The organism is Streptomyces piniterrae (assembly GCF_005048155.1).
GTDB classification, from domain to species: Bacteria; Actinomycetota; Actinomycetes; order Streptomycetales; family Streptomycetaceae; genus Streptomyces; species Streptomyces piniterrae.
Map to the genome: position 1 here is coordinate 636374 of NZ_SUMB01000004.1, position 13296 is coordinate 649669.

The following is a 13296-nucleotide window of genomic DNA, read 5'->3' on the forward strand; positions in this document are numbered from 1 at the left end:
GCACCTCCCGCGTCCCTCCGGCGCCTGGGGAGCCCACGCAGTCCCGTTCGTGGGAATCAGAACCACGGTCTCAGCGCCACAGCCTCAGAACCACGGCCTCAGAACCGCAGTCACGTGCCGACGGCTCCCCTCTGTCGCTCTCCCGCCATCAGTGCCACATAGACCAGGAACGACGCTGCGAGTCCCACGGCCCAGCCGTAGTCCGCGAGCGGCTTGAGGGGCGGGATCAGTCCGTCGGCCGGGAACGGTCCGGCCCTGTTCCCCTTCGCGTCGAGCGTCGAGTAGGAACCGCCGACGGCCAGTACGCCCCCGGCCAGGAACGCGACGACGGCGCGCCAGTTCCATCCACCGCCGTACCAGTAGCGTCCACCCGCCACGTAGAGGTCTGCGAGGTGCAGCACGGTCCGCCGGATGATCCAGTAGTCGGCGATCAGGATCCCGGCCACCGTGCCGAGCAGCCCGCCGACGACGCCGAGCCAGGTGAAGATGTACAGCTCGGGCGTGGACGTCAGCTTCCACGGCATGACCAGTACGCCGACGATGCCCGTGATGACCGCGCCGGTACGGAAGTTGATGACCTTCGGCGCGAGATTCGCGAGGTCGTAGGCGGGGGAGACGACATTGGCCGCGATGTTCACGGAGATCGTCGCCACGAAGACGGTGACGAGCGCGAAGAGCAGCCCGAACACATTGTCCGTCTTGCCGGCCAGCTCGACCGGGTCCCAGATCGCGGCCCCGTACACCTTCTCCGAACCGGCCGTCACCAGCACCGACATCAGGGCGAAGGCGGTCATGGTGGTGGGCAGTCCGAGGGTCTGCCCCCAGACCTGGGCCCGTTGGCCCTTCCCGAAGCGCGTGAAGTCGGGAATGTTCAGCGACAGCGTCGACCAGAAGCCGATCATGCCCATGAGGCCAGGGAAGAACACTTTCCAGAAGTCCGCGCCCCAGCCCACTTTCGACGGCTCGTGCAGCAACGGACCGAAGCCGCCCGCCTTGTTCGCGATCCAGATCAGCAGCACGACGGCGCCCACGAGCACGAACGGCGCCGCCCAGTTCTCGAAGCGGCGCAGGGTGTCCATCCCCCGGTAGATGATGGCGAGTTCGAGCACCCAGAAGATGACGAAGCACAGCCAGAGCGTCCACGGGTAGCCGCCGATCTTCCCCGCGTCGGCCCAGCCCCCGAAGATCTTCCCCAGCAGTACGAAGATGCCCTGGCCGCCGATCCACGTCTGGATGCCGAACCAGCAGCAGGCCACCGCGGCCCGCACCATGGCGGGCAGGTTCGCGCCGCGGATGCCGAACGAAGCGCGGGCCAGCACCGGGAAGGGTATGCCGTACTTCGGTCCGGCATGGCCCGTGAGCAGCATCGGCAGCAGCACGATCACATTGGCGAGGGCGATCGTCAGAACTGCCTGCTTCCAGTCCATGCCGAGCGCGACCAGCCCGGAGGCCAGCGTCCAGGACGGGATGCAGTGGGCCATGCCGATCCACAGGGCGACGAAGTTGTAGGTGGTCCAGCGGCGTTCGGCGAGCGGGACGGGGCGCAGGTCCTCGTTGGCGTAGCGGCTGCCGGACGGATAGGCGTCGGCGGTCAGCTCGATGCCGACGCCTCCGGCCGGCAGCGGAGACGAGGAGGGGGATGGCACGGTGTCGGTCATGGGCAGTCCGTTCGATGAGGGGCCGGTGCGGAGGGGCCCTACGGGGGACGGGGGAGCTTGGCCATGCGGGTGCCGTGAACTGCCTGATTGGACTGACCTGACCGACCGGTTGAGAGGGGTGCCCAAGTGGCCGGTGACTCGCAGGTTATGAGGTCAGTGCGGGAATGATCTGGGCCCCGTAGGCGTCGATGGTGGATTCCTTCGCGTCGTGCATCGCGTACACCGCGAACTGGTCCACGCCCAGTGCCTTCAGGTGCCGCAGTCGTTCGATGTGCGCCTCGGCCGGGCCCAGCAGGCAGAAGCGGTCGACGATGGCGTCCGGGACGAAGGCGGTGTCGGGGTTGTCGGCCCGGCCGTGGTGGGCGTAGTCGTAGCCCTTGCGGGCCTTGATGTAGTCGGTCAGTTCGTCCGGGACCATGCCGGAGTGCTCGCCGTAGCGGGCGACGAGGTCGGCGACGTGGTTGCCGACCATGCCGCCGAACCAGCGGCACTGCTCGCGGGCGTGCGCGAGATCGTCGCCGACGTAGGCGGGGGCGGCGACGCAGATGGTCACCTGGGACGGGTCGCGCCCGGCGTCCGCCGCGGCCTGTCGTACCGCCTTGACCATCCACTCGGTCAGGAACGGGTCGGCGAGCTGGAGGATGAAGCCGTCGGCCAGCCGTCCCGCCATGGCGAGGGCCTTGGGGCCGTACGCGGCCATCCAGACCGGCAGTTTGCCGTCCCTGATCCAGGGGATCTTGATCCGGTTGCCGCCGATGTCGGCCTCCCGGCCCTCGGCCAGATCACGGATGACGCCGATCGCCTCGCCCAGCCGGGCCAGGGTGTTGGGCTTGCGGCCGGCCACCCGCATCGCCGAGTCGCCGCGGCCGATGCCGCAGACCGTGCGGTTGCCGTACATCTCGTTGAGGGTGGCGAAGGTGGAGGCGGTGACCTCCGGGGTGCGGGTGGAGGGGTTGGTGACCATGGGGCCGACGATCAGATGCTCGGTGTGTTCCAGGATGCGGCTGTAGATGACGAACGGTTCCTGCCACAGGACGGCCGAGTCGAAGGTCCAGCCGTAGCGGAAGCCGTTGCGCTCGGCGCGGCGCATCAGGGTCACGACGGCGGATGCGGGCGGGTCGGCCTGCAGAACGAGTCCGAAGTCCACGGCGGCGCTCCTTAGATGAGGTACTGGCAGGTCCCGCGCGGGATGTACTGGCCATGGCCCGCGCGTCCGGCGAACTCCCGCCGGTCGATGACGAGTTCGCCGCGCGAGAGGACCGTCTCGACCTGCCCGGTGAGCTGTTTGCCCTCGTACGCCGAGTAGTCGACGTTCATGTGGTGGGTCTCGGCGGAGATGGTCTGCTCGGCGGTGGGGTCGTAGATGACGAGGTCGGCGTCGCTGCCGGGGGCGATGGTGCCCTTCTTGGGGTAGAGGCCGAACATCCGGGCCGGGGTGGCGCAGGCGATCTCGATCCAGCGGCGGCGGGTGATGCGTCCTTCCACGACTCCCTGGTGGAGGAGGTCCATCCGGTTCTCCACGCCGGGCATGCCGTTGGGGATCTTGGAGAAGTCGCCGCGGCCGAGCTCCTTCTGGCCCCGGAAGCAGAAGGGGCAGTGGTCGGTGGAGACCACCTGGAGGTCGTTGGTGCGCAGCCCGCGCCAGAGCGCCTCCTGGTGTTCGCGTGGCCGCAGGGGCGTCGAGCACACGTACTTGGCGCCCTCGAAGTCCGGCTCGGCGAGATTGTCGGTGGACAGGTACAGATACTGCGGGCAGGTCTCGCCGAAGACGTTGAGCCCCTTGTCGCGGGCCTGGGTGATCTCCGCGACGGCTTCCTCCGCGGAGACATGGACGACGTACAGCGGCGCGCCGGCGACCCGGGCGAGCTGGATCGTACGGTGGGTGGCCTCGGCTTCGAGGAGGACGCGGCGGACCTCGCCGTGGTAGCGGGGGTCGGTCCTGCCCTCGGCGAGGGCCTGCTCGACGAGCACGTCGATGGCGATGCCGTTCTCGGCGTGCATCATCACCAACCCGCCGTTGCCGGCGGCCCGTTGCATCGCGCGCAGGATCTGCCCGTCGTCGCTGTAGAAGACGCCGGGATAGGCGGTGAACAGCTTGAACGAGGTGACGCCTTCGGAGACGAGGAGGTCCATCTCCTTGAGGGTGTGCTGGTTCACGTCCGAGAGGATCATGTGGAACGCGTAGTCGATGGCGCACTGGGCGTCGGACTTGGCGTGCCAGGTGTCCAGACCGGCGCGGAGCGCCTGGCCCCGGGACTGGACCGCGAAGTCGACGATGGTGGTGGTGCCGCCCCAGGCCGCGGCGCGGGTGCCGGTCTCGAAGGTGTCGGAGGCGAAGGTCCCGCCGAAGGGCAGCTCCATATGGGTGTGCGCGTCGACGCCGCCCGGGATGACGTACTTGCCGGTGGCATCGATATCGCGGTCCGCGGAGGTGCGCCATTCCTCTGCGGTGGGGCTGCCGTGTGCGGCGAGGGCGGCGATCCGGCCGTTCTCCACCAGGACATCGGCGTGCATCTCATCGGCGGCGGTGATGACCAATCCGCCCCGGACGACCGTACGGCTCATCATCTCAGCTCCCTACCTGACGCCACGTCACAGCTGGTCTACACCCGTAGATTCCGGTCGAGAAGGAGACACCGTAGAAGCATGTCACCCACGGTGGCAATACCGTGACCGTTAATCGGCGGGGACGGCCGTGTTGCGCCGACGATCAGCTGGACGGTTCAACGGCGGGGCCGGTGCGGGGCGCGGAGGGGTGCGGGGCCGCCGCGGTGGGCAAGTAACAGGCGGCACCGGCGGGCGGTCCTTGCCGAGGGAGGGCCCGGCAGGGCGGGGGCCGGGGCGGCGAACGGACTGCCCGGTGAACTGAACAGTGCAGCGAAAGAGAAGTGAACAGCGGATCGAGCGGGGTTGGGCACAACCATCTGCCGGGCGAACGAGGAACGGAAGAAAAAGCACACAGGACGTCAGATCAGAAAGGGCGACACGTCATGGAGCAGAGCACGCCGTGGGAGTTCTCCGACGACCGCGGGCGCCTGGCGGTGGCCGGGGAGCGACCGGTGAGGATCGTCGCGTACATACAGGCGGGGGCCACGCTGTGGGACCACGGCATACGTCCCGTGGGGCTCTTCGGGTCCCAGCACGACGGCGCCACCGCCGACCCGGCGAAGAGCGGTGAGCTGCCGCTCGCGGAGGTCCCGTATCTGGGTGCGGGGGGCGCGCTGCACCCGGACACGCTGCTGGAGGCCGAACCGGATCTCGTGGTGGCCGTGACCTACGACTGCGAGCAGGTGTACGGGCTGGAGCCGAAGACCGCGCTGGAGCTGGAGGCGCATGTCCCCGTGGTGACCGTCGCGGTGGGCCCCGGGCGGGGACTCGCCGAGGTACGGGAGCGGTTCGCCGCGCTCGCCGGGTCGCTGGGGCGGGGCGAACCGCCTTCGGTGGCAAGGCAGTTGGATGCCGCCGAGGACGCCCTGCGGCAGGCGTCGGGGGGCCCGGTCAGGCCCCGGGTGCTGGCCTTGTCGGCGGCGGGACCGGAGCGGGTGCATCTGGCCAGGCCCGGTTCCTGGCCGGATCTGCGGGCGCTGGCCGAACACGGCGTCGACCTGCTGGAACCCGCGTCGGGCCCCGGCGTCAACTGGTCCACGGTCGGCTGGGCGGACGCCGCGGCGATGGCCCCTGACATCGTGCTGAGCGACGCCCGGGTCAACGCCGCCCGCCCGGAGGAGCTCCGGTCGGTCGAGCACTGGCGCGCGATCGAGGCCGGCGCGCGGCTGCTGCCCTGGAATCCGGAGGCCCCGTGCAGCCGCCGTGCGCACACCCGCTTCTACACCACGCTGGCCGAGACGATGCGGGAGATCACCGAGGGGGCGTAGGGCCCTGCGCCCCCTCGGGTCCAGGAGACCGCGGCAGCGCGGGCCCGTCCCGCCGACTGCCGTATGCCACCCCCCCGGCCCTCCCGAGCACCCCGCGGCTCCTCCCGCACCCGCCGCGCATCCGCCGTCGGCCGGCCCGAAGCTCCGGCCGGCTACGACGTCACCAGCTGCCCCTGCGCCACCTGGAGCGCCTCCGCCAGCAGCCCGGCGCCCTCCTCCGCCTCCGCGACGGTCAGCGAGAGCGGCGGTGCGATCCGCAGCGTCGCGCCCGTCTGGCCGCCCTTGCCGATGAGCAGACCGCGCTCACGGGCCGCCTCCAGCACCAGCGCCGCCGCCTCGGGCCACGGCTCGTCCGTGCCGGGGCGCACCAGGTCGACGCCGATCATCAGGCCCCGGCCGCGCACCTCCCGTACGACATCGAGTCCGGCCGCCACGGCGCGCAGCCGCTCGATGAGCAGGCCGCCGACCCGCCGGGCGTTGCCCTGGAGATCGTGTTCCAGGAGGTAGGAGAGGTTGGCGAGGCCGGCGGCCATGGTGACCGGGCTGCCGCCGAAGGTGGAAATGGAGTTCGCGGAGAGGGAGTTGATCACCTCGGCGCGGCCCACCACACCGCCGACGGACATGCCGTTGCCGATGCCCTTGGCGAAGGTGAGCAGGTCCGGCGGGCCGTTCTCGGCGTGCGCCTGCCAGCCCCAGAAGTGGTCGCCGGTGCGGCCCCAGCCGGTCTGCACCTCGTCGCTGATCCACAGGATCCCGTGCCGGTCGAGCACCTCGCGGAACGCCGCGTACAGACCGTCCGGAGGTGCGGTGAATCCGCCCACCCCCTGAACCGGTTCGGCGATCAGCGCGGCGACGCCGCCCGCGGTCTGCTGGAGCATGTCCTCCAGGTCCGCGACGCAGGCCGCGATGTACTCACCGTCGGAGAGGCCGGCGTACGGGCCCCGGGTGCGCACCCCGCCGTGGACGTACAGCGTCTGGAACGGCGAGAGGCTGGTCGGCGACCAGCTGGAGTTGCCGGTGACGCCGACCGTGGAGAACGAGCGGCCGTGGTAGCTGTTGCGCATCGCCAGGATCTGGTTGGAGCGGCGGTGCGCGGTGGCCAGCAGTATGGCCGTGTCGTTGGCCTCGGTGCCGGAGGTGGTGAAGAAGACCCGGGCGTCGGGGATGCCGGAGAGCGTGGCGATCCGTTCCGCCAACTCGACCATGGGCCGGGAGAGATAGAGCGTCGAGGTGTGGATGATGCGGCCGGCCTGTTCGCTGACCGCTTTGGTCACCTCGGGCAGCGCATGCGCCGTCATGGTGGTGAGGATGCCGCCGAAGAAGTCGAGATAGCGGTTGCCCTCGGCATCCCAGACATGCCGGCCCTCGCCGTGCGTGAGCTCCAGCGGGCGCTCGTAGTAGAGGGCGAGCCAGGAGGGCAGAACGGCCTGGTGGCGGGCGTGCAAACTCGGGGAGTCATGGTTCACGGCTGCACCAGTCCCTGGTACGCGTCGGGGCGGCGGTCGCGGTAGAACGCCCACTGTTGGCGCACTTCCTCGATCAGCCCGAAGTCGAGGTCGCGGACGACCAGTTCCTCCTTGGAGTCGCTGGCGACCTCGCCGACGAACTGGCCGCGCGGGTCGACGAAGTAGCTGGTGCCGTAGAAGTCGTTGTCGCCGTACTCCTCGACGCCGACCCGGTTGATCGCCGCGATGAAGTACTCGTTGGCGACGGCCGCCGCGGGCTGCTCCAGCTGCCAGAGGTAGGCGGACAGGCCGCGGGAGGTGGCGGAGGGGTTGTATACGAGCTGCGCGCCGTTGAGGCCCAACTGCCGCCAGCCCTCCGGGAAGTGGCGGTCGTAGCAGATGTAGACGCCGACCTTGCCGACGGCGGTGTCGAAGACCGGCCAGCCGAGGTTCCCGGGCTTGAAGTAGTACTTCTCCCAGAAGCCCTTGACCTGCGGGATGTGGTGCTTTCGGTACGCGCCCAGGAACGTGCCGTCGGCGTCGACGACGGCCGCGGTGTTGTAGTAGAAGCCGGACTGCTCGATCTCGAAGACCGGCACGACGATGACCATGCCGGTCTCCCGGGCGAGGTCCTGCATCCGCCGTACGGTCGGGCCGTCGGGCACCGGCTCGGCCCAGCGGTAGTGCTCCGGCTCCTGCACCTGGCAGAAGTACGGGGCGTTGAAGACCTCTTGGAATCCGATCACCTTCGCGCCCTGCGCGGCCGCCGCTCTGGCGTACTCCTCGTGCTTCGCGATCATCGATTCGGTGTCGCCGGTCCAGGTCGCCTGGACCAGTGCGGCACGCACAACATCGGCCATGAGCTGCTCCTTTGTCGTTGCGTCAGCCTGCGGCCACGCGGGATCCACCACACCGATCTACGCGTGTGGAGGTGACCGTAAGCCCCGTCACGCACCGTGGCAAGACCATCTCTCATGCGGCGCGTCCGCGGTGAGAGGGCGCCCGGAGAGGCCGACGCCCCTCGGGCCGTCGGCTCTCCGGCCGTCAGGGGTGGGCGTCGAGGCCGACGGCGCGCAGGGCGTGCGCGATATCGCTGTGCCGGTCCCGCGAGACGGTCCCGGCCGCCTCCAGCAGCAGCGGCGCGAGCGTGTCCGGGGCGACGGCGGCCGCCATGACGGACTCCTCCGGGGTACGGGCCCGTACGAGCGCGGCGAACAGCTCCAGTGCCTGCGCGGGGCGGTGCCGGCCGAGCAGCACCTGCGCGGCGTGTGCCACCTCCTCGACGGGCCGCGCCACGCTCTGCCTGAGCAGGCTGAAGCCGTCGTCCGTACGGCCGGCGGCGGCCAGTGTGTCGGCGGCCGCGGCGAGCTCCTCGGGCGGCAGCGAGGCCACTTCCCAGAGCAGGGTGGGCACATCGGACTCCAGGCCGCGTCTCTCCAACTCGCCGATGAAGAGCGGGAGTTCATGGGCGGGCCGGCCGGCGGCCGCGCACAGTTCGGTGTAGGCGAGGCCGCCGCCACCGGTTGTGTGCAGCTGCGCCAGACGGGCCACGGCGTCGGCGATGGCCCGCCTCGCCTCGTCGTCGACCGGGGCGACCGAGGCGGCCGCGGTGTCGGTGTCGTGCGCGGGCGGCGCTTCGTCGTACGCCCCGGCGAACCGGGCGCCCCGCGGGGCCGTCGCGGCCTCGGCCTGACCGTCTTCGTCGGACGGCGCTCCTCCTGGTGGATCGTCCTGCGTCGCCTCCGGGACGAGGGAGGGCAGCAGCGCCGCGGCGGGCTGTCCGCCCGTGTCCTCGTCGCCCAGATCCAGCCCGGCGAACCGCGCGCCACGGGGGCGGCCGGCGGCCTTCGTCCTGACCTTGTCCTTGGTCCTGCCTTTGGCCTTTTCCTTGGTCTTTTCCTTGGCGGACTTTTTGACCTTTGTGAAGGTTCGGGCGTCCGGCTCGGGGGCGGGTGGTGCGGCCGGTGCCGGTGCGGGCTCCGCTGTCGATGCGGGGGCCGGTGCCGGTGCGGCCGTCGGTCGGGCGGTCGGTTGGTGAGCCGGCTGGGGAGCCGGTTGGGCGGTCGCCTGGGCAGCGGGTCCGCGTACGGCAGCCTCGGCGGGTGGTTCCGGGGCGCGCGGCCGCGGAGCGTCGGCCCGCGGCTGCGGCGAAGCCGGGGCTCGTGCCTCCCGGCCCCACCCCATCGACTCCGCCTCGGCCTTGGTGAGCCGCTCCAGGCGGGCGCGGAGCTCGCGGACGCGGACGCCGGCGCGGGCATGATCATCCTGCGCCCAGGCCAGTTCCTCGGCCAGCCGCGCGCCCTCCTGGGTGCCGGCCGCGGCCCATACCGCCCCCTGGAGTTCCCGGGCGCGCAGCGCCGCATGCTGGTGTTCGCGCAGCATGACCTCCAGACGGTCCTGGAGTGCGGGCTTGCCGCCCGGTTGCGCGTCGTGGTCCGCCATCGCGCGCGCGTGCAGCCGCCTGGCGCGCGGGCCCGCGGTGTGTGCGGCCTCGTCGCCCTCCAGCCCCGCCAGATCGTGCAGCATCGACTCGACCACGTCCCAGGGCGGCACGTCCCGCCCGTCCAGACAGGCGCGCAGCCCGTCCGGGTCACGGTGCGCGAAGACGCCGTACCAGCCGGAACCCGGGTCGAGCAGCGACGCGAGTCCGGTCAGGAAATGTGCGAACTCCTCTACAGGCCCGAGGAGTTGAGATTCCGACATGCCTTCACCTCTCCCCCCGTAGACCGGATCTACCGGCCCGCCCGCATTCGACACCAAACATGTTTCAGGGGTGATAACGGCAGTGCTACAAAGAGTTTTCCGGCAACGCACACGGCAACGAAACGGAACTTTCGCGCGTTACAGACGGACGGCCGCCGGCCGCCGTTCGTGCCACCCCAGCGCGTCCTCCAGCTGCGCCGCCAGCGAGATCAGACGCGGTTCGCCGTGCGCCGGGCCGAGCAGCTGGGCGCCGAGCGGCAGCCCGTCCGAGCTGAATCCGGCGGGCACGCTCACGCCGGGCCAGCCCAGTACGTTCCACGGCCAGGCGTACGGACACGCCGCGATCATGGCTTGATCCGTACGCCAGCCGCTGAGCTTGGCGAGCGTCCCGACGCGCGGCGGCGGGGTGGCGGTGGTCGGCGTCAGCAGCACGTCGTACGGGCCGAACAGCGCGCCGATACGCCGCTGTTGACGCTTCTCGACGGCCCGCGCCCGACGCAGCACCGGCCCGCCCAGGAGCCGCCCCAGCCGGGCCGCGCCTCGCGTACGGGGGTCCAGCAGGGTGCGGTCGGGGACCCGGGCGGCCCACTCCCCCACCCCGACCGTGGCGCGCGGCACGAAGGCCAGCCCGACCAGCCCGTAGTCCGGTTCCGCCGCCTCGACGACATGGCCGAGGCCGGTCAGCGTACGGGCCAGTTCGGTGACCGCGGCCCGGACCTCGGGGTGCAGCTGCTTGCGGGTGAAGGTGATGGCCGGTTTGAAGGACAGCGCGATCCGCAGCCGCCCCGGATCGCGCCGGGCGGCCTCGCGCGCGGCGATGGCGGGCGGCCGGTGCAGATCACCGTCGTGGTTGCCGCTTGCGACGTCCAGCAGCAGGGCCGCGTCCTCGACCGTACGCGCCAACGGGCCGATTCCGGTGATCCCCTGGAACGCCTCGGCGTCCGGCCAGGTGGAGATGCGGCCGCGCTGCGGCTTGATACCGACGAGATGGGACCAGGCGGCGGGGATACGGACCGAGCCGGCGCCGTCGGTGCCGAGCGCGGCGGGGACCAGCCCGGCGGCGACCGCGGCGGCCGAGCCGCCGGACGAACCGCCCGGGGTGTGCGCGAGGTTCCACGGATTGCGGGTGTCGCCGAAGGCCGGCCCCTCGGTGAACGGCCACTGCCCCAGCTCACAGGCGTTGGTCTTGCCGACGATGATCGCGCCGGCCGCGCGCAGCCGCCGGACGACCTCGGCGTCCCGCTCCTTGGGCGGGAACTCGCCGGCGCAGCCGAACGCGGTCGGCTCGCCCGCCACATCGGTGTCGTCCTTGACCGCGACCGGCACGCCCAGCAGCGGCAGCCGCTCACCGGCGGCCAGCCGGCGGTCGGCGGCCGCGGCCTCCGCCAGCGCCGCCTCGGTCCGCACCCGCCGGAAGGCGTTGACGGTGCTCTGGGTGGCCTCGATGCGCTCCAGCGACCGCAGGACCAGCGCGGTCGAGGTGACCCGCCCGTCGGCCAGCGCCCGCGCCTGATCGGCGAGCCCCTCGCACTCACCGGCCACCGCGCCGGTGCGGCCCGCCGGAAAGGACGGCTTGGCCGCCGGACCGCTATCACGGCTCTCGTCAACGCTCACGGTACGTGCCCTCCCTGGGACCGCCCCATTCGAACGAACGGTCCCAGGAGGCTAATCGTTCCCGGCCGTGGCCAGCAATGACGCCGCGCGGCACGGCACATGGACGACACACGGACGGCATAGAAGGACGTGCGGCGTGCCGGGGAGGTTACGTCGGGAGCCCTCGCCGATCTCCGGCCTTCGGCCTCCGCTGCGTCCGCTCGCCGGAGGCCCTCCCGGTGGGTCAGGACACGGGTGGCCCGCCCGCCTCGTACGTCCTCGGCGCGGCCCCGCTCCCCCACTCTCACCAACTTCCCCTATGGACGCGCCAGATCGACGCCCCCCAAGGGCCGCCGAGGCGGCCACCGACGGTTTTTCGCCAGTTCGCAGCGCCCGAGCCGGGCAACGGAGGGCATAGCAGGGCAAGCCCGCCCAGCCGCCCGCCCCGCCCTCGAACGCAGGCCCGGTGGGCCGCTACGCTCCCCGGCCATGGACGACACCCTGCTGCTTCTGATCGCGGCGGTCGCGGCCCTCCTCATCGGGCTGGCGGCCGGCTGGGCCGGGCAATCCGCCGCGGCCCGCCGGAAGCTGACCCGCGAGCAGAGCTTCTTCGGGCTGCCGGAGGGTTCGGAGTGCGTACTGGTCACCCACCGGGACAGCACCTCGGCCCACTGGAGCATCCCGCGCCATGACGCACTGGCGCTGCTCGGGCTGGCCGCGGTGATCGAGAACTGCGGGGCGCACCCGGAGGTCGCACCGCATGACACCGGCCTCCAGGGATTCGGGGCGCGCACCGAGTTCTGCGTCGGCGATCCGACCGCGCACCGCCGGCTGGCGGCCCATATCGCCAATCTGCTGCCGGGCGTCAAGGTGCACCCGGGCGACGAGGGCGGCGCGGACCGCGGCACCTTCGCCATCGGCGGCTCGACGTACCGGATGGAGCCCGGCGCGGTCGAATATGTCCTGCTGGCCCGGCTGACGGCCGGCGAGAGCGGCCGGCCGGTGTTCCTGGCCGCCGGCCAGCGCCCGGTCACCCACCGGGCCGCGGTCCGCCATCTGGTACGCAACCGGACCCGGCTGGCCCGTAAGCACGGTGCGGACGGCCAGTTCTGTCTGCTGCTGAAGGTGGTCAACTCGCAGGCCTACGGGCCCGATGTCGTGGAACTCGTCGCCGATGTCACCAAGGCCGCGACCGCCCCGGCGGAGTCGAAGGGCCACCGGGCTTCGGCCTGAGGGCCCGCCGTCCGCTCCCTGCCGGCACGTGCGCCAGGCCTCTTTGTGACGTGGTCCACGTTGTGACGTGGTTCCCACTGTGACGTGGTTCCCGTTGTGACCTAGTTCCTTCCGGCCGGAGATTCGGCCTGCCTACGGTGATGAGCACCCAGCAGCCCGCTCCGCCTGGAGCGCAGACCGGTCCGGAAGGAGAACTCTTGACCAAGACGCCTGTGACCCACGACATCACCGTGACCCACGACGGTCAGGCCGTCGTCACCCTGGAAGGCGAGCAGGACATCCTCACCGCGCCGCGCCTGCTGACCCTGCTCAGCGCCGCAGCGGCGACCCGGGACCGGATCCTCGTCGATCTGCGGAATGTGACCTTCATGGACACCACCGGCCTGGAACCGCTGGTCAGGACCGCCCGCCGGCTCGAACCGACCGGTGGTGGCGTCACCCTCGTCCTCACCGACCCGCGGCTGCGCAAGCTTCTGGTCCGCAGCCGGGTGGACAATCTGTTTACGCAGGTCAGCTCGCCGCGCTATATCTACAGCGCGTTTCTGCCGGCGGCACGGCGGCCCGCCGACGGGTGAGAGTCGTCACCCACGGCTCCACAACGCTCGATAATGGTTTATCGTTCAAATTGGATGCGGGTGCCGCGATGACGGCGCCCCTGGGCCAGGACCCCGCAGCGGGACGCCGGCCCACAGGCGTACGGCAGCCTCCTCCGCGAGGTGACCGCCGTCACCCCCGCACCCCATAGTCGCCCCGGGCCGGATTCCCCCGTCCGCCGTCCGGGGCCCGCCC

At 71.3% G+C, this 13296-nt stretch carries 10 protein-coding genes; 3 read left to right on the top strand and 7 right to left on the bottom strand.

Translation table 11 applies throughout. From position 1 onward, the window contains the following. Window positions 1-110: 110 nt before the first annotated feature. From FCH28_RS15385 to hydA, 3 genes are all read right to left on the bottom strand, one after another. Complete coding sequence (locus FCH28_RS15385) at window positions 111-1658, bottom strand: NCS1 family nucleobase:cation symporter-1 (protein ID WP_136740423.1); 1548 nt, start codon at window positions 1656-1658, stop codon at window positions 111-113. A 145-nt stretch (window positions 1659-1803) separates the two neighbouring features. Further along, window positions 1804-2805 (bottom strand): TIGR03842 family LLM class F420-dependent oxidoreductase, encoded by a 1002-nt coding sequence (locus FCH28_RS15390; protein WP_136740424.1) that lies wholly within the window; start codon window positions 2803-2805, stop codon window positions 1804-1806. Window positions 2806-2816: 11 nt separating this feature from the next. After that, entirely contained in the window at window positions 2817-4223 is a 1407-nt protein-coding gene (gene hydA / locus FCH28_RS15395) for a dihydropyrimidinase (RefSeq protein WP_136740703.1), read from the bottom strand. A 425-nt stretch (window positions 4224-4648) separates the two neighbouring features. Between hydA and FCH28_RS15400 the strand changes: the two genes are divergently transcribed. Continuing rightward, on the top strand, window positions 4649-5533 hold the full coding sequence (locus tag FCH28_RS15400; RefSeq protein ID WP_136740425.1) for an ABC transporter substrate-binding protein: 885 nt from the start codon (window positions 4649-4651) through the stop codon (window positions 5531-5533). Between the two features lie 152 nt (window positions 5534-5685). On the opposite strand, the gene FCH28_RS15410 is transcribed toward FCH28_RS15400, so the two are convergent. The 4 genes from FCH28_RS15410 to FCH28_RS15425 form a co-directional block, all read right to left on the bottom strand. Next, the gene (locus tag FCH28_RS15410) at window positions 5686-6999 is read right to left on the bottom strand and encodes an aspartate aminotransferase family protein (RefSeq protein WP_136740426.1); all 1314 of its coding nucleotides are present in this window, start codon (window positions 6997-6999) and stop codon (window positions 5686-5688) included. Then, window positions 6996-7838, bottom strand: a complete 843-nt coding sequence (locus FCH28_RS15415) for a nitrilase-related carbon-nitrogen hydrolase (RefSeq protein ID WP_136740427.1) — start codon at window positions 7836-7838, stop codon at window positions 6996-6998. Before FCH28_RS15415 ends, FCH28_RS15410 begins: the two co-directional genes overlap by 4 nt. Window positions 7839-8022: 184 nt before the next feature. Continuing rightward, window positions 8023-9681, bottom strand: coding sequence for a hypothetical protein (locus FCH28_RS38135; protein ID WP_169314164.1), 1659 nt, complete (start codon window positions 9679-9681; stop codon window positions 8023-8025). Window positions 9682-9819: 138 nt separating this feature from the next. Further along, window positions 9820-11295, bottom strand: a complete 1476-nt coding sequence (locus tag FCH28_RS15425; protein ID WP_136740428.1) for an amidase — start codon at window positions 11293-11295, stop codon at window positions 9820-9822. A 468-nt stretch (window positions 11296-11763) separates the two neighbouring features. Here FCH28_RS15425 and FCH28_RS15430 point away from each other — a divergent pair, with 468 nt between their 5' ends. Both FCH28_RS15430 and FCH28_RS15435 read left to right on the top strand, forming a co-directional pair. After that, window positions 11764-12507, top strand: coding sequence for a hypothetical protein (locus tag FCH28_RS15430; RefSeq protein WP_136740429.1), 744 nt, complete (start codon window positions 11764-11766; stop codon window positions 12505-12507). 197 nt (window positions 12508-12704) lie between these two features. Continuing rightward, window positions 12705-13082 carry an STAS domain-containing protein gene (locus FCH28_RS15435; protein WP_169314165.1) on the top strand — a complete coding sequence of 126 codons (378 nt, stop codon included), beginning with the start codon at window positions 12705-12707 and terminating at the stop codon, window positions 13080-13082. Window positions 13083-13296 lie beyond the last annotated feature (214 nt).